General features: G+C 42.4%; 20 protein-coding genes. 12 read left to right on the forward strand and 8 right to left on the reverse strand.

The features are described 5' to 3' along the window. On the reverse strand, positions 1-184 hold a 184-nt coding region (locus FTV50_RS16590; protein WP_218950729.1), incomplete at its 3' end, for a hypothetical protein. Positions 185-249: 65 nt separating this feature from the next. Between FTV50_RS16590 and FTV50_RS08905 the strand changes: the two genes are divergently transcribed. The 5 genes from FTV50_RS08905 (at position 250) to FTV50_RS08920 (ending at position 6,201) form a co-directional block, all read left to right on the forward strand. Beyond that, complete coding sequence (locus tag FTV50_RS08905; RefSeq protein ID WP_180024213.1) at positions 250-1,449, forward strand: MFS transporter; 1,200 nt, start codon at positions 250-252, stop codon at positions 1,447-1,449. A gap of 305 nt (positions 1,450-1,754) precedes the next feature. Next, positions 1,755-2,057, forward strand: a complete 303-nt coding sequence (locus FTV50_RS16705; protein WP_257223885.1) for a hypothetical protein — start codon at positions 1,755-1,757, stop codon at positions 2,055-2,057. After that, on the forward strand, positions 2,041-2,586 hold the full coding sequence (locus FTV50_RS08910; protein ID WP_373683683.1) for a M48 family metallopeptidase: 546 nt from the start codon (positions 2,041-2,043) through the stop codon (positions 2,584-2,586). Before FTV50_RS16705 ends, FTV50_RS08910 begins: the two co-directional genes overlap by 17 nt. A 226-nt stretch (positions 2,587-2,812) precedes the next feature. Further along, a complete protein-coding gene (locus FTV50_RS08915) occupies positions 2,813-5,224 on the forward strand; it encodes a YgiQ family radical SAM protein (RefSeq protein WP_180024214.1) in 2,412 nt (803 codons plus the stop codon). 434 nt (positions 5,225-5,658) lie between these two features. Beyond that, positions 5,659-6,201 carry a DUF2726 domain-containing protein gene (locus tag FTV50_RS08920; RefSeq protein ID WP_078189487.1) on the forward strand — a complete coding sequence of 181 codons (543 nt, stop codon included), beginning with the start codon at positions 5,659-5,661 and terminating at the stop codon, positions 6,199-6,201. 62 nt (positions 6,202-6,263) lie between these two features. Here the strand turns inward: FTV50_RS08920 and FTV50_RS08925 are convergent, their stop codons facing one another. The 6 genes from FTV50_RS08925 to mdtD all read right to left on the reverse strand — a co-directional run bounded on the left by FTV50_RS08925 (position 6,264) and on the right by mdtD (position 12,648). Next, the gene (locus FTV50_RS08925) at positions 6,264-6,620 is read right to left on the reverse strand and encodes a RidA family protein (RefSeq protein ID WP_180024215.1); all 357 of its coding nucleotides are present in this window, start codon (positions 6,618-6,620) and stop codon (positions 6,264-6,266) included. A gap of 29 nt (positions 6,621-6,649) precedes the next feature. Further along, positions 6,650-7,966, reverse strand: a complete 1,317-nt coding sequence (gene shiA, locus FTV50_RS08930) for a shikimate transporter (protein ID WP_180024262.1) — start codon at positions 7,964-7,966, stop codon at positions 6,650-6,652. A gap of 235 nt (positions 7,967-8,201) precedes the next feature. Beyond that, positions 8,202-9,257, reverse strand: a complete 1,056-nt coding sequence (gene dinB, locus FTV50_RS08935) for a DNA polymerase IV (protein WP_180024216.1) — start codon at positions 9,255-9,257, stop codon at positions 8,202-8,204. 63 nt (positions 9,258-9,320) lie between these two features. Next, positions 9,321-10,334 (reverse strand): MBL fold metallo-hydrolase, encoded by a 1,014-nt coding sequence (locus FTV50_RS08940; protein ID WP_180024217.1) that lies wholly within the window; start codon positions 10,332-10,334, stop codon positions 9,321-9,323. A gap of 59 nt (positions 10,335-10,393) precedes the next feature. Continuing rightward, positions 10,394-11,179, reverse strand: a complete 786-nt coding sequence (locus tag FTV50_RS08945; protein ID WP_180024218.1) for a GH25 family lysozyme — start codon at positions 11,177-11,179, stop codon at positions 10,394-10,396. A 77-nt stretch (positions 11,180-11,256) separates the two neighbouring features. Beyond that, positions 11,257-12,648 (reverse strand): multidrug transporter subunit MdtD, encoded by a 1,392-nt coding sequence (gene mdtD, locus FTV50_RS08950; RefSeq protein ID WP_180024219.1) that lies wholly within the window; start codon positions 12,646-12,648, stop codon positions 11,257-11,259. Positions 12,649-12,848: 200 nt separating this feature from the next. Between mdtD and FTV50_RS08955 the strand changes: the two genes are divergently transcribed. Together FTV50_RS08955 and FTV50_RS08960 are read left to right on the forward strand one after the other, a co-directional pair. Further along, entirely contained in the window at positions 12,849-12,986 is a 138-nt protein-coding gene (locus FTV50_RS08955; RefSeq protein ID WP_180024220.1) for a hypothetical protein, read from the forward strand. A 156-nt stretch (positions 12,987-13,142) separates the two neighbouring features. Continuing rightward, positions 13,143-14,108, forward strand: coding sequence for a hypothetical protein (locus FTV50_RS08960; protein ID WP_180024221.1), 966 nt, complete (start codon positions 13,143-13,145; stop codon positions 14,106-14,108). Between the two features lie 84 nt (positions 14,109-14,192). Here the strand turns inward: FTV50_RS08960 and FTV50_RS08965 are convergent, their stop codons facing one another. Continuing rightward, positions 14,193-14,813, reverse strand: coding sequence for a TIGR00730 family Rossman fold protein (locus tag FTV50_RS08965; RefSeq protein ID WP_078192607.1), 621 nt, complete (start codon positions 14,811-14,813; stop codon positions 14,193-14,195). 320 nt (positions 14,814-15,133) lie between these two features. On the opposite strand from FTV50_RS08965, the gene FTV50_RS08970 reads away from it, so the two are divergent. From FTV50_RS08970 to parC, 5 genes are all read left to right on the forward strand, one after another. Continuing rightward, complete coding sequence (locus FTV50_RS08970) at positions 15,134-16,705, forward strand: TerC family protein (RefSeq protein WP_180005207.1); 1,572 nt, start codon at positions 15,134-15,136, stop codon at positions 16,703-16,705. A 130-nt stretch (positions 16,706-16,835) separates the two neighbouring features. Next, positions 16,836-17,303: a YchJ family protein gene (locus FTV50_RS08975; protein WP_180024222.1), complete on the forward strand. Its 468-nt coding sequence runs from the start codon at positions 16,836-16,838 to the stop codon at positions 17,301-17,303. Between the two features lie 59 nt (positions 17,304-17,362). Continuing rightward, positions 17,363-18,007: a trimeric intracellular cation channel family protein gene (locus FTV50_RS08980; protein ID WP_078189475.1), complete on the forward strand. Its 645-nt coding sequence runs from the start codon at positions 17,363-17,365 to the stop codon at positions 18,005-18,007. A 144-nt stretch (positions 18,008-18,151) separates the two neighbouring features. Further along, positions 18,152-19,471 (forward strand): MFS transporter, encoded by a 1,320-nt coding sequence (locus FTV50_RS08985; RefSeq protein ID WP_078189474.1) that lies wholly within the window; start codon positions 18,152-18,154, stop codon positions 19,469-19,471. A 163-nt stretch (positions 19,472-19,634) separates the two neighbouring features. After that, complete coding sequence (gene parC / locus FTV50_RS08990; RefSeq protein WP_180024223.1) at positions 19,635-21,854, forward strand: DNA topoisomerase IV subunit A; 2,220 nt, start codon at positions 19,635-19,637, stop codon at positions 21,852-21,854. Positions 21,855-21,990: the final 136 nt, after the last annotated feature.

Genomic DNA, 21,990 nt, shown 5'->3' on the forward strand with positions numbered 1-21,990 from the left:
TCCCGAACTCAGAAGTGAAACCTCTTAGCGCTGATGGTAGTGTGGGGTTACCCATGTGAGAGTAAGTCATCGCCAGCTCATTATTCGAAAACACCCCCTGATATCTCAGGGGGTGTTTTTTTATGTGTGAAAAAAATGGAAAGAAATGGAGAAGGGAGAAGAAAATAAAGAATTCTTCATTCATTTTTATGTGATTTTTAAATTAAAGGTTGAAAGGCGTATACTATCCGTGTCATTGATGGAAAGCTCATGTCTGATTTAGCCTCAAATTCTCCTTATATTGAATATGGCACACGGCCATTTCTTGCCATTTTATTTTCTTTATTTTTAGCTGGCTTCGCAATTTTTTCATCGTTGTATTGTGTACAACCGATGATGCCCATCCTTGCGGATTATTTTCATGTCAGTCCGACACATAGCAGTTTTCCTTTATCTTTTTCTACCATTGCCTTAGCAATAGGGCTGCTTTTCACCGGTTTGATTTCAGATCGATTCGGCCGCAAGCCTGTGATGGTCACTGCTTTATTTTTGGCGGCGTCACTTTCAATTATCAGTTCCATATTTCCGCTTTGGGAAATATTTTTATTGAATCGCGTGCTGATCGGATTAAGTGTGAGTGGCGTTGCTGCAGTTGCAATGACTTATATAGGTGAAGAAATTGCGCAAAAAGATATAGGCTTTGCAATGGGCCTGTATATTTCAGGTACCGCTATTGGCGGAATGGGTGGTCGTCTCATTGCAGGGGTATTGATTGACTATATTAGTTGGCAAAATGCCATGATGATTATCGGTATCATTAATCTCTGTATAGCCACAGCGTTCTTTTTATTACTTCCGGCATCTCAACATTTTCAAGCTTATCCCATTCGTTTCAACCGATTTTATGAATCTTTCGTTAAAAATTTAGCAGATCCAAAGCTGAGAATTTTATTCCTTCAAGGCTTTATCCTCATGGGATGTTTTGTCTCTATATTTAACTATATGAGCTACCACCTATTAGAAGAACCTTATCAACTTTCTCAAACATGGATTGGACTAATCTCCATAGCATATTTGGCAGGAATATATAGTTCACCTCGGGCTGCAAGTTGGGGGAAACGCTTTGGCCGGGCAAAAGTTTTACCTTCGATGCTGATCATGATGCTGTTGGGGTTGTTGATCATGCTCATTCCGGCATTTTGGTCAGTCATTTTGGGGCTGATTATATTCACTTTTGCTTTTTTTGCAGCGCATTCCACGGCAAGTAGTTGGGTTTCGGTTCAATCCATGCAGTACCGTGCCGTAGGTTCATCTCTATATTTATTTTGCTACTACTTAGGTTCTAGTATTTTGGGTAGTAGTAGTGGTTTGGTTTGGGAAATGTCTGGTTGGATAGGGTTGACGAGCTTTATTGCTGTTATCTTGATGATCGGTTTCTTATTAGCAATAAAATTGAATAAATTAAAATAGAAATATGTGAATAAGCTATTATTTAATATTCGTTTTACATCTATTTTTTAATATAAATAACACTGTAAAAATGGCGGAATTTACTATTTTTATGATTATGCAACTTTGGTCTAATATTTCTTTTAAAAGGTGCCTTATAATAATGAAATACATCACAATATAATAAATAAAATATTTTGGTTATCATTTTTTAAAATCTAATATATTTTCAAGTTGTTGATATTTATGATTTATGCGTATTTTTTGCATTTATTTTTAGTTGGAATTATAAATAGATCATCATTAGTTTTAAACTGAAGGTGATTATGAAAAATATAACTATTTTAATGATGGCTTTGGTTTTTATCTTAATTTCAGCTTGTGCAAATACCACGAATTTAGGGACAGCAGGTGCAGAGCGAAAACAGTTTTTTATCGTTCCTCAAAAGTTATTAACTAAACAGGCGGATAGATCGTATCAACAATTTATTCATCAAGCGAAAGACAAACAACTTTTGATCATTGATCCGAAATTGGATCAGGTTTTAAATAAACTCAAAAAAAATGCGGAGTTTTACCGTCAAGGTTCGAGTCAATGGGATTGGCAAGTCAGTGGGAAATTTAAATAAAGATTTAAATGCACATGGTTTTCCAAGTGGGAAAATTGTCATTAACACGGGTTTGTATTGGAGTTTAAAGCTGACTGAAGATGAATTGGCATTTGTGATGGCGCATGAAATGGCACATGCATTACGTGATCATCATCGTGAGAAGATTTCCTTGCTGTTTGCTAGTCAGGTGGCGATGATTTCTTCAACTGCGGGTATCGGCGCGCTTGCTACTGCGGCCAGTAGTGTGACTGGGCAAGCTGTTTTTCTACCTAAAGTTTCAAAATTTGAACTAGAAGCTGATGTCCTTGCACTTGATCTGATGTCGAAAACAGGCTTTGATCCAAATGCAGCATTAAGTTTTTGGCATAAATATCAGCAGGAAACGACACGCCGTCAAATGCTTGATGTAAAACCATTAATGACTCAAGACAGTATAGATAAGCGTAAGATTTATATTGAAAAATATTTACCTGAAATGCATATTCAATTTCAACAGGCGCAGGCTGTAATGTTGAATAAAAATGCGATAACTCATGACACATTCTAGATTGATTTAAATTGTACAAAGATCCAAATGATTTTTAAATCTAGTTTTATAGTCGTGCTACAGCACTATTACATCTGATGTCTATATAAAACAATTCAATGATTCTCTAGCTATTGTATAAATTATAATCAAGCATGATGAATGGAATTCATGGTAAAATGATCGGCTTTCATCTTCTTTGATCTTTTTTCAGATCATTCCATCTGCCAGCCGAGAATTGCTAGCCATGTCTACTGCTTATACTATGCAGACTGCGCCAAAAGCGTTGTTTGATTACGACAAATATTGGGCGTCTTGTTTTGACCCTGCGCCATTTTTGCCGATGTCACGCGAAGAAATGGATCAACTCGGTTGGGACAGTTGTGACTTTATTTTGGTCTGTGGTGATGCCTATATTGACCATCCATCATTCTGCTCAGGCATTATTGGTCGTACTTTAGAAGCGCAAGGCTTCCGTGTGGGTATTATTGCACAGCCAGACTGGACCAATGTAGAAGCCTTCCGTGTATTGGGTAAACCAAATATTGCTTGGGGCGTGACTGCCGGCAACATGGATTCGATGATCAACCGTTATACGGCAGACCGTAAAATCCGTTCGGATGATGCATATTCTCCGGATAATCAACCGAATAAACGTCCAGACCGTGCAGCAACGGTATATTGCCAACGTGTGCGTGAAGCTTATCCAGATGTGCCTGTATTATTGGGCGGTATTGAAGCCTCGCTGCGCCGTATTGCACATTATGATTATTGGTCAGACAAAGTCCGCCGTTCAGTATTGATGGACTCGAAAGCCGATCTATTGATGTATGGTAATGGTGAACGTTCAATCACGGAAATCATGCATCGTTTGGCTCGCGGTGAAAAAATCCAAGAGATTACGGATGTCCGCGGTACTGCATTTATTGTGAATAAAAATAACCGGGCTTCAAAAGCGAAGTTTGTTGAAATCGCATCAAATGATGTCGATGCGATTGGCCGTGTCGATCCGATCATTAACCCGTACGTGATGACTGAAGACCTTGAAGGCTGTGAAATCGAGAAAGGCAAAGACAGCGTTACGCAATATCAGGGCTTCCAAAAAGAGGCGGTAGCAAATCCGATTGTTCGTGAAGGCGATAATTTAGACGCCGACACGCAAATCGTGCAGCTGCAACCTGCATCAAAAGCCATTAAGCATAAATTGCCGCCGCGTGAATTGGCGGTGATTCGTTTGCCTGCCTATGAAGATGTGGCGAATGATCCTGTGCTGTATGCACATGCCAACCGTATTTTGCATTTGGAAACCAATCCGGGCAATGCGCGCGCGATGGTGCAAAAGCATGGTGAACGTGATGTCTGGTTAAATCCACCACCGATTCCATTGACGACGGAAGAGATGGACTACGTGTTTGATTTACCCTATGCACGTCTGCCACATCCTGCGTATGGTGAAGCGCGTTTTCCTGCCTTTGACATGATTAAGTTCTCTGTGAACATTATGCGCGGCTGTTTTGGCGGCTGTACCTTCTGCTCAATTACAGAGCATGAAGGGCGTATCATCCAAAACCGTTCTGAAGAATCGATTTTGCGTGAAGTTGAAAAAATTCGTGATACAGCACCGGGCTTTACCGGGATTATTTCTGACTTAGGCGGACCAACGGCCAATATGTACCGTTTGGCATGTAAAGATCCTGAGATTGAAAAGAACTGTCGTAAGCCGTCGTGTGTATTCCCGGGTGTATGTCAAAACTTACATACCGATCATGCGCCTTTAACCCAGTTATACCGTAAAGCGCGTTCATTGCCGGGGATTAAAAAGATTCTGATCGGTTCTGGTTTACGCTATGACCTTGCAGTGTTAAACCCAGAATATGTCAAAGAATTGGTGACACATCATGTCGGCGGTTACCTGAAGATTGCGCCAGAACATACTGAAAAAGGCCCATTGTCGAAGATGATGAAGCCGGGGATCGGGACCTATGACCGTTTCAAACAAATGTTTGATCGTTTCAGTAAGGAAGCAGGGAAAGAGCAGTATCTCATTCCTTACTTTATTGCAGCGCATCCGGGTACGACGGACTATGACATGATGAACTTGGCGATTTGGCTGAAGAAGAATGGTTTCCGTGCCGATCAGGTGCAAACCTTCTATCCATCACCAATGGCGACTGCAACCACCATGTATTACACCGGTAAAAACCCGCTGGCTAAAGTGGCGCGTTATACCGAAAATGTCGATATCGTGAAAGGTGAAAAACGCCGCCGTTTACATAAAGCCTTCTTGCGTTACCATGATCCAAACAACTGGCCATTGCTGCGTGAAGCGCTCAAAGAAATGGGCCGTCAGGATCTGATTGGTAACTCAAAACAGCATTTGATTCCGACGTATCAACCGGCTGGCAGTGCTGATGGTCAATACCAATCTGCACGTAAAAAGAATTCAAGCATTGCGGGTGATTCACAAAAACGTACAGGCGAACAAGGTAATCGGACGAAGGCTGCTCAATCGCGTCCTTCAAATACCAAGAAGCGTCCTGAGCGCGGTCAAATCTTGACGCAGCATACTGGTCTGCCGCCGCGTGAAACGGGTGATGCGAAAAAACCTTTTGGCGGTCCGAAACCCAAAGGAAAATCGAAGCCTAAATCACGCGCTTAAAATGATTAAATAAAAAAAGACACTTCGGTGTCTTTTTTTATGGGTGTTATGCTCGGCAGCATAAGAAAGTTTGCATTTTTATATGCTGTTACAAGCTCAATGCCATATGTGTGTCGGTTATCTCAATGAAATACGAGCAAAATTTGACAGCTTATCGGAATTGTCTGACAGTGAGAGGAAATGCACTTGCTGTCGTTTTAGCGAATGATCTAAAGTATTTGTATATAGCAATGGATGCTATTACTCTGAACGAAGTGGCATGTGATGTTTAACGCTTTAAGTTTGCAACTTTTTGTCAGTTTAAATACGTATTGTGTGAAAGTTAGAGTTATTTTTTTTAATAGGAAATAAAAAAAATAATACTGGTTGTATACTTCGTCTTCATAAGAAGTATGTCAAAAACCAAAAATATAAGAAATATAAAGGATTATGAGATGACTATATACATAGTAATAGGGAGTATTTTACTCTTCTGTGTGCTCATAATGGCTTGGAAAAGTTTAGAAGGTGATTCTAAGCAACAAGATAGCGCATTGAAACAACGTGCTATTTTCAACATTAATGAGCAATTAACCTACACGCGTTTAAAAGAAATTTTGCCTAAGCATACGATCCTCGCGCATGTGTCTTTTGATGCACTGTTGACCACGAAATATTATCGTACGCGGAACAAGTATCGAAATATGGTGGCGGACTTTGTCGTCTTAGATGAACAGCATCAGATCTTGGCGATCGTCGCTTTAGATGATCCGATGGTGCTAAAACGGATGCAGCAGTCGCAATATCAAGATGCTTTGCTCGCTTTGGCAGGCTATCGGGTCATTCGTTATGATGATGTGCCTGAGTACGTTCAATTACGCGAAGATTTCTTAAATGAGCAGCGTGTACAAGCGCCATTTGTACCGGTTAATGATCTGAAAAAATATCATTTATATTCAGATTTGGAACGTAAAAAGATCAAAATTATTGGATCTTAGGGATTCAAAGAGCAAAATCTTTTGCAAAAAAAGCATGTCTTTATACATGCTTTTTTTAATGATTATTCAGGCTTAACGGCTACGACGGTTAATTCTACCAGTACACGCGGGTCGTATAATTTGGCTTCAACACAAGTTCTGGGTAATGCTTCAATGTCTGACACCCACGTATCCCATACCTCATTGAATGCGGCATAATCCTGTTCAATATCTTTAAGATAAATGGTCACTGACATAATGTGGCTTTTATCTGTACCGGCATCTGCAAGAAATTGATCAATGATCTCAAATGTTTGCTGTGTTTGTCCTTTGATGTCTAAATCAAGGTCTGTTGCCAATTGACCTGCCAAATGAACCAATTGACCAGAAATAGCGATTTCGGAAAAGCGTTTTGAAACATGCAGGCGTTGGATGGTCATGCGGAATATCCTGAAAGCAAAAAGAGCACTTAATCTTGAGTTTTAGGCATCGTAGCTGCAACTAAGGCCGTCAATAAACAGCCGACAGCAAGGTAGATTGCCACATAATGCCATGAACCATCACCCCAAATCACCAAAGCTGCTGCAATCATTGGGGTAAAGCCACCACCGATAATGCTAGCCACTTGATAGCCGACACCTGCGCCACTGTAGCGATAGGCGGTACCAAACAAGGAGGTAAAAATCGGCTGGTGTACACTCACCACCATATCATGGGCAATATTGGCAAGGAAAATTGCACCGACAATAATCAGCCAAGTATTTTGTGCATCAAGGGCCATGAAGAAGGGAAAGGCAGAAAGCGCACCAATCAATCCACCCAGAACACACATTTTACGATGATCAAATCGATCTGCTAGCCACGCAAAGAGCGGAATGCTGAAGCAGCTAATGGCACCAACCATTAAGGTGATATTGAGGAAGAACTGTTTGTCCATGCCCAATTGAGCGGTGGAATAATTCAGTGCAAAGTTCGTCACCAAATACATGGTGAGTAACTCGGTCAAGCGCAGCGCAATAATGTAGAAAAAGGCTTTGGGGTGTTGGCTAATCGCTTGCAGAATCGGTAATTTTTGTGGCGTTTGTTGAGCTTTGACCACATGGTCGACAAATTCTTGAGATTCGTCTTGATCACGTCGGATCCACATTGCGATAGCCAGCAAGACAATACTGGCAATAAAGGGAATTCGCCACGCCCAATCGGCAAAAGCATCTTCACCCAAAGTAGCAATAATCAAAGACACAGCGCCTGTTGCCAGAACGAGTCCGACGCCATAGCCAATTTGTACACCACTACTGTAAAAGGCTTTTTTGCCTTTCGGGGCATTTTCTACAGCCATCAGGGCAGCGCCGCCCCATTCACCACCGACAGCAAAACCCTGTATTGCCCGAAGTGTCACGAGCAGGATCGGGGCCCACCAACCGATGGCCGCAAAATTGGGTAATAAACCAATGCCGACCGTCGAAATCCCCATCAGGATGACGGTGAGCACCAACATTTTCTTACGACCCAGCTTGTCACCAAAATGTCCAAACACAATGCCGCCTAAGGGGCGGAACAAGAAGCCAACGCCAAAGGTCGCTAAAGCAGCAAGTGTGCCCATATTGTTGCCAATACTGGGGAAAAACTGATCTTTGAAAATGAGTGCGGCAACAATGCCATAAAGTAAAAAATCGTACCAATCGACTACGGCACCAATGAAGCTACTTAATGCGGCTTTACGAGCGCGTTGTTCTTGATTTTGTGAAATATTTTGAGGGTTTAGAGCAGATTTTGCAGAAGGCATACAGCGGGGTATTCCATGATTGACAACAGAGTTGCCCTGTAATATTCGGATTTGATCGTCACGCCAATCACAGGACAGCATGCTGAAAGTAAAGGTGATTTTCAGCATCTCAGCGCATACACGGATAATGTAGTGCGCTGATAGAGTACTCTAATTTTAGGCTTTGTGAATAGCAAATTGCTTTAATTTTGTTCTTCTGCCTAAATCTTAAGCAAATACGATCTTCTTGAAGTTTTTAGAGCAGCGAAAGTTGTGCTTCTTGGTTTTGCGCACTTAATTGATAGACACCTACGCCAATCAGACGAAATTGATCGTCCTCAGAAATATGCATTTCATGCAGTAATTGCTGCAACACCTGCGCAAGGTCTTCACGATGATTCAGTGACGATTTAAAACTCTTACTGTGCTGTAGCACTTGGAAATTCTTCAGTTTTAATTTGGCCGATACACCGCGCGCGCTTAACTGCTTTTTTTCTAAACTAGACCAAACTTGGTCAATCAGTTTGGGCCAATAGGGCTGACATTGGTTCAGGGTGAGATCATCATCAAAAGTGGTTTCTTTGGAAATCTGCTGACGCTCGCGGCTAGATTGGACCGGTCGTTCATCAATCCCTTGTGCATACAGATAAAGTTGTCGTCCATATTTACCGAAATGATGAATCAGAACGGCTTCTTCAATTTGTTGTAAATCACCCAATGTATTGAGTTGCATGGCTTTTAATTTTTCTTGAGTCACTTTTCCCACACCAGGAATTTTTTTCAGTGCCAAGTCATGGATGAAATGCAGAACTTGTGAAGGTTTGATAATACAAATGCCATTGGGTTTGTTCCAATCAGAAGCGACTTTAGCCAAAAATTTATTGGGCGCGACACCTGCGGAGGCAGTTAAACCAGTGCTTTGTAAAATCTCTGCCTGAATTCGCATAGCGACTTCGGTGGCGCTCGGAATGTGTTGTAAATTTACTGTGACGTCCAAATAAGCTTCGTCTAAGGATAGTGGCTCAATCAGCGACGTATAGCGTTGAAAAATGGTATGAATTTGCGCCGAAACGGCACGATATTTTTCAAAATTCGGTTCGATCACCACGACCTGTGGGCAAAGTTTACGGGCCTGTGCCATCGACATTGCAGAACGTAAACCAAACTCACGTGCAGGATAGGATGCGGCACAGATGACTGCACGAGGGTGATGTGAAGACACAACAACAGGAAGCTGCTTGAGTTCTGGTCGTTCCCGCAGCTCTACTGATGCAAAAAATGCATCCATGTCGATATGTATGATTTTCCTCATGCCTAGCTAGATCAGTGCCTAAAAATTGAATGTCAGTATCGCACAGTCAATCTAGCGCTTTCCTCAATTTTTTAACTCGAACGACACAGGTTGACTGAGTAAAACCACCTTGGTGTTTTGAGCTGCTGCCGACTGTATCAATAGATTTAGACTTTGAGGAGTGTCATCGGCAAAGCGAGGTAAAAATTCGAGCTCAGGATTCAGTGGTTTGAAAAAATTATCCCAATGAATTGGAATCACGGTGCTGGGTTGAAGAGTCGCTAAGGTTTCTTTGAAATATTGCTGTTGAAACACTGCCGTTTGTTTGGAAAGCTGAGCGATGCCTAAAAATAAGGTATCGACTTTTAGTTTTTGCAACTGTTTGGGCACAGCACCTGTACTGGCTTTGACTAAACTGTAATGCGGCCCATGTTGGATGAGATAGTCATATGATCCACCTTCTTTAAACTGACTAAAATGTGCAGGGAGTTGTAGTGGCTGCGAAATTTCTTCCCCCAAATCATCATTAACGGCCGTTGGCGGAGTATGTTGCGAGGGGATGGCAGTAATGGTGAATTTACCGATTTGCATCGGTTGCCAAGCTTGAACTTCGTGTAATTGTGATTCAGCGATTGGCATTGCCCGTGCAATATTTAAGGTGCTTTTAGAGCCGATAATCATGGCCTTGGGGAGCTGGTGGGCCAACATTGGAATATCGAGCGCATGATCATAATGTGAATGAGTCACGAAAATAGCACGTGTACGTTTTAAGTCGTATTGGTCGATATAGCTTTTTAATAAAGGCTGATCACTTTGAATCTGAGTGAATATGGTCTGACTGAGCGATGGTCGACTAAAGAAGCCATCGATGAGGATTTGCTCTTGACCATCGTCAAAAAGTAAGGTCGAAACGCCAAAGAACTTTACGTGATAGGGCGCCGCTGAGTGAGTATCTGTAGTGCTTTGTGTGGGAAGTTGATAATGCCAAGTTTTAAACGCTGCCAAGGTCCCTGAAGGTTTGATCAAATAAGCCAATATCCCGATGGCGAGGATCATAAAGACTGAAAATATAATAAGAAAAATTTTTAAAATACGCATCCTGCGACTCAGTTTTCACGGATTATTTTGTTCGATGTTGTCCTGAGTCGGTGAATAAATCAACGGGGTTTGATCGGGGAAACGCCATTTTTGTCTAAAAAATCAGTCCAAGCCTTGGCATCACCTGAAAATACATTTAAATCGACGGTGGTCGAGATGCCTTGAATTTTTCCTTGATTAGTATGTTGCCAAATCAGCCATTTCGGATTGTTTTTTAGATCGGGTGGGCCTTTATATTCGCGGACCCACAGCGGCGTCTGTTTAAACTCGCCAGCTAAGACAATATTATAAAAAGACTTCGAAGTATAAAAAATCGGTTGCTTGCCATAATGGCGGTGCAAGCGATCATGCATATAGCTGATTTCTTTGAGTAACTGCTCTTTACTGTAGGTGTTAATGCAGTTGGTGTCATATTCCAGATCAATCACGGGAGGAAGGGCATCGGCTTTTTTCGGCACGGAAGCAATAAAATTTTCTGCCTGAATTTTGCCATCACGGCACAGACGGTAAAAATGATAGGCCCCAACTAAAAAGCCGTTTTCCCGTGCTTGTAACCAGTTGTCTTGAAATTTTCGATCTTTAAAATCGCCACCTTCTGTGGCTTTGAGATAAACGAATTGGTATTTTTTAGGTGAAATTTTTGACCATTGAATATCTTTTTGATGATGGGAAACATCAAAGCCTTTGACAGGATATTCTTCTGCAGATGCAGGGCGATGCGGCATCACGGCTAAATAACCTAGTCCTGCCACTACCATGACGCCGCTGATAGCGCTGAGTGCAATAATTGGGCTGTATTTTTTGAGTGAACTTTTAGAGGTACGTGATTTGGCTTTTTTAGGCATGAAAATGTATCCAAGTATCCATTTTATCATAACCCTTTAAGGGCTGATCTGTCATAGATTTGCCCGATGACACAGGTTTAGACATCCACATGTTTAGGAATCTGCCAAAAAATCGCTGCGGTAATCAGGTTAATGCAGCCGAGTAAAATCAAGGTGCTATGGAATGCCGTTTCGATTTGTGCAGGACCATAATAGGCCGTAAATACGTTGACTAAAGTCCCTGCCAAAGCCACACCGATACTCATCGACACCATCATAATCATCGACAAGAAACTGTTGCCACTGCTGGCATCTTGTTGGGGTAAATCTTTGAGGGTTAAGGTATTCATCGAAACGAATTGCAGCGAGTTTAAAATACCAAAAATAAAAAAGTGTAAGGCACGTAACCAAGTGGGGGTTTCAGCCGTAGAGAGTGCAAAACTGCAAATACAGGCACCGACCAAGAAGGTATTTACCAATAACACTTTGCGATAGCCAAAGCGTTGAATAATTTGACGAATAATCGGTTTTGATGCCAATGAACCGAGTACCGTCGGTATCATCAATAAACCTGTGATAAAGGGCTCAAAGCCAAAAGCCACTTGTAGCATTAAGGGAATCAAAAATGGCATGGCATTGCCGCCAAGGCGGGCAAAGAAGTTGCCGATAATGCCGATAGCATAGATCCGATTTTGAAATAATTTACTGCGAAACAGCGCATTGGCGTGGGTATGTGCATGAAAGGCATAGATCAAACTGGCGATGATGCCTGCAGCGACCAAAAGCAGGCTCCACCATAGCGGAAGATGAGGGCTGGCAAAGTTTTCAATGCCTAACGATAAACCCACCATGGCGATGACCAATAAGAAAAAACCCATAAAGTCGAAGCGTTGTACGCTCGGTTCGGTCACATTGGGCATGGCTTTAAAGGTAATGAGTACCCCTAACACCCCCATTGGAATGTTAATTAAAAAGATCCAATGCCATGTTGCGACTTCCACCATCCAACCGCCAAGGGTAGGGCCAATTAAGGGGCCAATCAAACCGGCAAGGCTCATCAGACTCATGGCCGATAAAAACTGTGTCCGAGGAATCACTTTGAGCATTGCCAAACGCCCAACAGGTAGCAGTAATGCGCCACCTATGCCTTGAATTACCCGATAAACTAGCAGCTCATTCAGGCTATTGGCCATACCGCAGCCTAGCGATGCTAACGTAAAAATAATGATGGCTGTGAAATAAGTATTTCGTACGCCAAAACGATCGGCCAACCAACCACTTAAGGGAATACACGCCGCAACGGACAAGACATAGGCCACGACCACACTATGCATTTGTAGAGGGTCTTCGCCCAAACTTCTTGCCATCGCTGGGATTGCGGTATTGACGATGGTCGTATCCAGACCTTGCATAAAAAAGCCAATAGAGACCAATAGCACTAGAAGTCTAAATTCGGGTTGTAAAGCCTGATGCGTTGGCGTGCTATTCATAAGTCAATAAAGCTGAGATTTTTAAACAGTTTAAATGAATATTGCCATTTGGATGTAGTAAAAGCTTTGCATAATTGAGCCAAAAAATTGCAAGAAAAATGCAATGAGAGTTTCATCTCTATGCAACCTAATGTTTATAAATTGGTCATATTTTAATAAAAGACGAATGAAAACATGAAACTACAAGTTTCGGTACTGATGTGGTTAAACAAGGCTATGTGGGACCTGAAGGTCTGATTTTTATTGCGGCCAAAGATTCGCCCAATGCCCAACCTTTGTTGGTGGTTGGAAATGAAGTGAACGGTAGCACGGCGGTTTATCAGATTAAATTGAAATAATTTAATTTTAAATTATTGTTTTATCTAAAATTTTTATTTTAATGTCGAGAAAAGCACGGCACAAAATTGTATGAACGCCAGATAAACTGTCATAATGCGCTCAAGTCCTTCATTTATTGGAGGGCTTTTTCTTTATGGCAAAGGTGTTTTGTTTTCATGACAATCGAAATTCTGATGGTCATAGGCTTCTGTCTCGCGGCCTATTCTATTGTCGGTAATGATGTGCCACAGACATTGGGAACCTTTATTTCATCCAATGCGCATCGCCCTTGGTGGCTGTTGTGGATCTATGTCAGCAGTATTCTAGCTATTGTATTGGTTTATGGTTGGTACAGTTCTGGCGTGGGGGATGCATCTTATGGTCGTTTAGAAACGATTCCATTTCCCGCAGAAGGGGTCACGTGGCTCTATATTGTGCCACCGATCTTACTGATCATTTTGACTCGCTACGGAATTCCGGTCAGCACCACATTCTTAGTGTTAACGATTTTCTCTCCGAGTAGTCTTGGGTCGATGTTAACTAAGTCGATGATGGGTTATGCGGTAGCTTTTGTTGTTGCGATTATTGTTTATCGATTTGTGATTAAAGGCATCTCGGTTTATTTCAGTAAAACACGTGATGAAACACCCTCGAATATTTGGGTGGGACTACAGTGGGTTTCGACGGCATTTTTATGGAGTCAGTGGCTGATTCAGGATTTGGCCAATATTTTTGTCTACGTCCCTCGTCAGGTGCCGCTGGAGTTCCTGATTTTTGCAATTGTGGTGTTTATCGTACTGCTTGGGATCATTTTGTACCAACGTGGCGGGGCGATTCAGGGCATTATCGACACCAAAACGGGTGTGGCTGATATCCGCTCGGCAACCATTATCGACTTTATGTATGCCTTGATTTTATTGGTGTTCAAAGAGTGGAGTAATATTCCAATGAGTACCACTTGGGTGTTCTTGGGTTTACTCGCAGGACGTGAATTTGCCATGTCCATGCATTTACATGAAGTGAATAAATATCGAACTTCACGAAATGTCAGCAAAGATGCGATGAAATTGATGCTTGGTTTGTTGATGAGTATTTTCTTAGCGACAACATTGCCATGGTTCTATCGTATGGTGTCAGGTTAGTCGACACGATCTCGATTTGAATTAGGACATCGAGCAATAAAAAAGGGGAATGATTTATTCCCCTTTTTGACATCTAAAATACAGTTAGACCACGAAATTTTTCGGGCAATCTAAATTTTTCAGTGCACTAAAGATCTGCTTAGAAGAATTACATACGATCAGTTTGGCACGATGCTGCGGCGGCAAGAAACCTTCAGCGACCGCATGGTCTAATTGTGCAATCAGTGCATCATAGAAGCCATTGACGTTATAAAGCATCATCGGTTTTTGGTGTTGATTCAACTGTCCCCAAGTGGCGATTTCTAGAATTTCTTCGAATGTACCGAGACCACCGGGCAGAGCAACAAAGGCACTTGCACGTTCTGCCATCATGGCTTTACGCTCATGCATACTGCGCACGACGTGTAGTTCAGTCAAATGATTATGTGCAATTTCATAATCCAACATAAACTCAGGAATCACACCCACAGCTTCGCCGCCATGATCGACCACAGCGTCAGCGACTTGACCCATCAGGCCAATACTGGCGCCACCATAGACCAGACCAAAACCATGTTCAGCCAAGCCTTGCGCTAATGCGATGGCTTTTTCTTGATAAATTGGATTGTTACCAGAGCGGGAGCCGCAATACAGTGCGATTAAAGGTTGTGTTGTAGCAGGAGAAGGATTACCACGTTTTTCTGTCATTTTTAATCCGCTATTCATTACGTTTTAATTTTACCTTAGCATGTTATTTTTTATGACACTACATTGGCAGCTAAATATGACGATTTAATGTCATCACTGGGTTTAAATTCTTCCATACAGAGATTGTACTTTGGTAAAAAAGGGTGAATTTTTACCTTAACTTGCTATACTTAAAACTTCATTTTAAGCTAAAGAACCGTCATGGGTAGTGGTTGTTGTCACTCAGCATACATCAAAATATTAGAAAGAACGCCATTAAAAGCGTTTGCGCATGTCCAATGCATTTCATCTTCAAATCAGCATGATCCACGTGTGAATAACATTCAGGAGATACAATTATGATCTTTGAATGGATGTCCGACCCATCTGCATGGGTGGGTTTATTGACACTGGTGGTGCTTGAGATTGTTTTAGGTATCGATAACCTGGTTTTTATTGCGATTCTTGCGGAAAAATTACCGCCAGAACAGCGTAATACTGCACGGATTGTCGGCTTATTGCTTGCACTGTGTATGCGATTGGTCTTACTGGCCTCGATCGCATGGGTGGTGACTCTAACCAATCCACTGTTCCATATTTTCGACCATCCATTTTCCGGTCGAGATCTGATTTTACTGTTTGGTGGGGTGTTCTTGCTATTTAAAGGCACCATGGAACTGCGTGAACGTCTTGAAAACAAGCCGATGCTAAAGGAAGAAAATCCTGTGCATGCGACGTTTTGGATGGTGATTGTGCAGATTGTGGTGCTTGATGCCGTGTTCTCGCTCGACAGCGTGATTACCGCTGTCGGGATGGTGAAACATCTTTCTGTCATGATGATTGCGGTCATTATTGCTGTCGGCATTATGCTGTGGGCATCTAAACCACTGATGAACTTCGTGAACCGTCACCCAACGGTGGTGATTCTGTGTCTGTGTTTCTTGATGATGATCGGTTTCTCGCTCTTAGTCGAAGGCTTTGGTTTCCATATTCCAAAAGGTTACTTATACGCGGCCATTGGTTTCTCTGTCATGATTGAGTTCTTGAACCAAACCATGCGTCATAATCAGGAAAAAATGGTGACAACCACAGACTTACGTTATCGCACAGCCTCAGCTGTGATGCGTATGCTCGGTGGGAAAAATGTTGCAGACAATCAAAATGAAAATGAAGATGTGCTTGCAACACGTGCTTTTGCTGATGAAGTCTTTGATGAAGACAACGGGGTTTACCACAGTGTCATGGTACAAGGGGTACTGGGTTTATCTGAGCGTCCAGTAAAGTCCGTGATGACACCTCGTCCTGAACTGGAATGGATTGATTTAGATGAAGAACCTGAGGCGATTCGTGCTCAATTACTCAGTACCACGCATTCACGTTTAATTGTGGCACATGGTGAGCTTGACAATATTGCGGGTGCGGTACTGACTCATAAAGTCATGAATGACTATATTGAAACGGGCGTACTCGATTTCGAAAAACATCTCCGTGAGCCAGTGGTGGTGCATGAAAATGCTCAAGTTTTGATGGTGATGGAACAGCTACGTCAAGCGCCGTTGCAAATGGCCTTGGTGTTAAACGAATACGGTTCAATTGAAGGGATTGCAACACCGATTGATGTCTTAGAAGCGATTGCAGGTGAGTTCCCCGATGAAGATGAACCAGAGACGGCAGCAGAAAGTCTCGATGATGGTTCATTGTTACTCGATGGCTCAACCGACATTCGTCATGTGTCTTTATTGTTGGGTCGTGACTTGGTGGATGATGCTGAACAGTATTCGACATTGTCCGGATATATCTTATTTCATTTGGGCCGTTTACCAGCCAATGGTGAAAAATTCAAAGCGGATGAACACATCTTTGAAGTGGTCACAATGGATGGCCACAAGATCGAAAAAGTGCATGTCATTCCCATGCCAACTGAAGATTAAGTGGATGCCAAGAGAACATTCAGCTTAATCTATATAGATCAGTATGGAATCGCATACTGCTGATGAAAATTGTGTGGAAAGATCCGTTAAAATAGCCTGCATTGTCAGGCTATTTTTTATGGAAACAAACATGTCACAAGTCCAATGTCCATGTGGCAAAGGTGAATATGCCAACTGTTGTCAGCCCTTACATGCGGGGGGTGAAAATGCACAGACTGCAGAGCAGTTGATGCGTTCACGTTATAGTGCTTTTGCACAGCATGAGATTGATTATATTGTACAAACAACTGCACTTGGACAGCAGCAAGCCTTGGATATTAGTGCCATTGCAGCGTGGAGTCAGGCCAATCAGTGGTTAAAGCTTGAAGTGGTACAGGCTCAAGAAAAGCTCGATAAAAACCATGCTCAAGTTGAATTTAAAGCCCATTATCACGATGGGCAGCAAGCGCAGGTACATCATGAAATTTCACATTTTGTGAAGTTCGAGCAGCGCTGGTATTTCCTTGATCCGACCACAGAGATGCAAATCACCATGAAGCAACCCTGTATTTGTGGTTCTGGACGAAAATTTAAACAATGTTGTGCGCAATTTTTATAACATTTGAGCAGATTTAGCTTAGAATAGCGCGCATCTCAACCCTCAGTGGAAGAAGGGCGATGTTACTTACCGTTATTTATATTATCGCAATCACGGCAGAAGCAATGACAGGTGCATTGTCTGCGGGTCGGCGGAGTATGGACTGGTTTGGGGTAACATTGATTGCCTGTGTCACGGCACTGGGGGGCGGTTCGGTTCGTGATGTGCTACTTGGGCACTATCCACTGACATGGGTTAAGCATCCAGAATATCTCATGCTGACCTGCTTTGCTGCATTTGTCACCATCCTGATTGCAAAGTGGATGCGTCATCTTCGTAATATCTTCTTGGTTCTCGATGCCCTTGGTCTCATAGGTTTTACCATTATTGGCTGTCAAATTGCTTTAGAAATGGGCCATGGTTTTGTCGTCTCTGCAGTAGCAGGGGTGTTAACTGGGGTCTCTGGCGGTATTTTACGAGACATCCTGTGTAACGATGTCCCGCTGGTGTTCCGTCGTGAACTTTATGCCAGTATTTCTTTTGTGTCCGTGATTTGTTATTGGCTCTGCATTGAGATTGGCTTATCGCTAGAATTGACCGTCATTGCGACGCTCATTTTCGGTTTCACCTTACGTCTGATCGCCATTTACTTTGGCTTAGAAATGCCTAAATTCATTTATAAAGATGATGATGATCAGTCGGTATCTTCAAAAGATTTGTCGTAACCGCGTTGCTATAACATCACATTAAAATGCTAAAAAGACGGATCAATGGTCGGTCTTTTGCATGGATCTATACTAAAAAACGCAAAATCATACATCCTGTTGGGAAAGCAGTGTTCATCCTTCCACCAGTTCAGAGATCTTGTTATGGACTTAGTCTCACGTATACAACGCTTACCCATCGGTAAGTTTCACTACACTTTACTTTGGGTTATTGGCCTTGGCTGGATGTTTGATGCCATGGATACGGGACTCATTTCCTTTATCTTAGCGAAAATGGCTGAAGATTGGGCCATGACGCCAAATGATAAAAGTTGGGTGGTCTCGATTGGTTTTGTTGGGATGGCGATTGGCGCGGTGTTTTCTGGAGGACTGGCAGATCGCTTCGGCCGAAAAACAGTGTTTGCATGGACATTGGTGATTTATAGCTTAGCCACCGCTGCATGTGCGTTTGCTCCTAATCTAACTTGGTTGTTGGTATTTCGTTTTATTGTCGGCTTAGGTTTAGGGGGGCAACTCCCTGTCGCGGTGACTTTGGTCAGTGAATATATTCCGGCGCATGTGCGTGGTCGTTTTATTGTCTTACTAGAAAGTTTTTGGGGACTGGGCTGGTTGGTTGCAGCGTTGGTCTCACGCTTTATTATTCCGGATTTTGGTTGGCATGCAGCGTTCCTGATTGGCGGTATTCCTGCGTTATATGCAATCGTGATTTGGAAAATGGTGCCCGAATCGGTGCCTTATTTAATCAACCGTGGACGTTTTGATGAAGCGCATGCATTGGTGAAAAAGATTGAAGCCAAATGTGGTGTGGAAGTTGTTGAAATCTTTGAAGTCAAACCGGTTGCAGAAAAGCACAACATCAGTTTTTCACAGTTATGGTCAGGGATTTTTGCACGTCGTACTTTAATGCTGTGGCTCATTTGGTTCGGTATCGTCTTTTCTTATTACGGTATTTTTACATGGTTACCAAGCTTATTGGTCAAAGAAGGCTACACCATTGTTCAATCCTTTGAATATGTTTTGGTCATGATTTTGGCACAATTACCGGGTTATATTGCAGCTGCATGGTTGGTCGAAAAATTAGGTCGTAAAGCTACGTTGGCGGGCTTCATTGGGATGTGTGCCATTTCGGCATATTTCTTCGGTCAGTCTGGCAGTGTGACAGAGATTGTGATTTGGGGCTGTTTAATGTCCTTCTTTAATCTCGGTGCTTGGGGCGTACTTTACACCTATACACCAGAACAATACCCGGCCAATATTCGTGCCTTTGGTTCGGGCTGGGCGGGTGCCATTGGTCGGATCGGGGGCATTGCCGCGCCTTTTGCTGTGACACATATGATGGATATGGATCATGGTTTTAGCTATGTCTTTATGATGTTTACAGCAGTCTTAATTGCAGTTGCAGTGGTGATTTTGGTTTTAGGTGAAGAAACCAAAGGCAAAACTTTAGAATCCATTGGTCTATAAAGACTGTTGAATTTTTAGTTGATCATGGTGAATAAAATGGATATTTTTACGCCATAAGACACAATTTGTCGCAGAGTGTTAGATCATCTCCTTGTATAGGGGACACCTGCGACATAGCATAAGAACCCAATAAAGAACGAACAATTTAGGATTACAGGTTGTTATGACAAGCCTTGCGCATCATGCGACAGAAAACCGTTCCGTAGCAGAATTTACCGAACAAGCATATCTCAACTACGCCATGTACGTGATTATGGATCGTGCATTGCCACATATCAGTGATGGTCTAAAACCCGTTCAGCGTCGTATCGTCTATGCGATGAGTGAGCTCGGGTTAAAGCCAACGGGTAAGCCAAAAAAATCTGCACGTACGGTTGGTGATGTACTGGGTAAATACCATCCTCACGGTGACTTAGCTTGTTATGAAGCCATGGTCCTCATGGCGCAGCCGTTTAGTTATCGCTATCCATTTATTGAAGGTCAGGGAAACTGGGGCTCACCAGATGATCCGAAATCCTTCGCAGCGATGCGATATACCGAAGCAAAACTGTCTGCTTATAGTGATTTATTATTGTCTGAGTTAGGACAAGGAACCTGTGATTGGCAGGATAACTTTGATGGTTCGATGAAAGAGCCAGTGAATTTACCGGCACGTGTTCCAAATATTTTACTCAACGGCACAACGGGTATTGCTGTGGGTATGGCAACGGATATTCCACCGCATAACTTACGTGAAGTGGTGAAGGGTACCATTGCCTTAATTCGCAATCCTAATTTAACCGATGAAAAAGTCGCAGAATATATTCCTGCACCTGATTTGCCTACACGTGCGGAAATTATTAGTTCTCCAGAAGAATTACTCAAAATTCAAACCACGGGTCGCGGTAGTTATCGAACTCGTGCGGTGTACAGTATTGAGAAAAATGAAATCGTGATTACGGAGCTGCCGTATCAGGTTTCAGGTTCGAAAGTGATCACGCAGATTGCAGATCAAATGCAGGCGAAGAAGTTGCCATTGGTCACGGACTTACGTGATGAGTCAGATCATAAAAACCCAACACGTTTAGTGATTGTCCTACGCTCAAACCGTATTGATGCTGAATCGGTGATGAGTCATCTATTTGCAACCACCGATCTAGAGTCGAGCTATCGTGTCAATATGAACATGATTGGCGCCGATGGTCGTCCGCAAGTGAAATCGATCCGCCGTATTTTGTTGGAATGGATTGAAATCCGTAAAAATACCGTAACACGTCGTTTGACTTATCATCTGAATAAAATTGAAAAACGGTTACATATACTTGCAGGCTTAATCATTGCCTATCTGAATATTGATGAAGTGATTCGTATTATTCGAGAAGAAGATCAGCCTAAACCGGTGTTGATGACGCATTTTAATATCGATGAAATTCAAGCCGAAGCGATTTTAGAACTCAAGTTACGTCATTTGGCAAAACTTGAAGAAATGGAAATGCGGCGTGAACAAGAAGAATTGGAAGCCAAAGCTGCCATTATTCGTGAACAATTGGCGAATCCTGAATCATTAAAAGCATTGATCATTAATGAACTTAAAGAAGATGCGAAGAAATTTGGTGATGACCGCCGTTCTCCAATTGTGAAACGTGCAGAAGCCCATGCGATTAATGAACAAGATATGCTTCCTGCAGATCCTGTGACTGTGGTGTTGTCTGAAGCGGGTTGGATTCGCTCGGCGAAAGGTCATGAAGTCGATGCTGAGAACTTAAATTTCCGTGCAGGTGACCAATATCTCAGCCATGCGCAAGGTAAATCGAATCAACGTGTGTATGTATTAGATGATGCCGGACGAAGCTATGCTTTGGGCATCAATACCTTGCCATCCGCGCGTGGTTTAGGTGAGCCTCTGAGTTCTAAACTTGCACCTGCAAGTGGTGTCGGCTTTAAACAAGTGTTTATTGCCGAAGATGAAACAGAAGTCTTGGCGATGAGTAGTAAAGGCTATGGCTTTAAAACCCAAGCCAAAAACCTCGATACCAATGCAAAAGCGGGTAAAGCTTTCCTTAGTTTATCTGAAGGCGCGGCGGTCATGAATTTAACGGCGATTGAGAATGCAACACATCTTGCACTCCTCAGTTCTGCGGGTCGTTTGCTGTTGGTTGAACTTGATGAATTACCAGTATTGAATAAGGGTAAAGGTAATAAATTGATACAACTTGAGGCAAAAGATCAAATTGTATCCATGACAACTTTGAATTTAGATGAAATAATTCAAGTGCTTGCAGGAAATCAACAATTAAAGCTTAAAGGCGACGATCTGCAAAAATATGTGGGCAAACGTGCATCGAAAGGTGTGTTGTTACCACGTGGATATCAAAAAGCAAATAAACTGTTCATTCAAAGATAATACTAGCATCCATGGAACGAAATACGTTATATATGCTGTTATTCGTGAAATGGATGCAATATTAAGCACAAACAAGTTAAATAATGACCGCTTAATATTGAAAAAAAACAGTTGGATTATTAAGGATTACGACAGG

Source organism: Acinetobacter sp. YH1901134, assembly GCF_013416965.1.
Lineage (GTDB): Bacteria > Pseudomonadota > Gammaproteobacteria > Pseudomonadales > Moraxellaceae > Acinetobacter > Acinetobacter amyesii.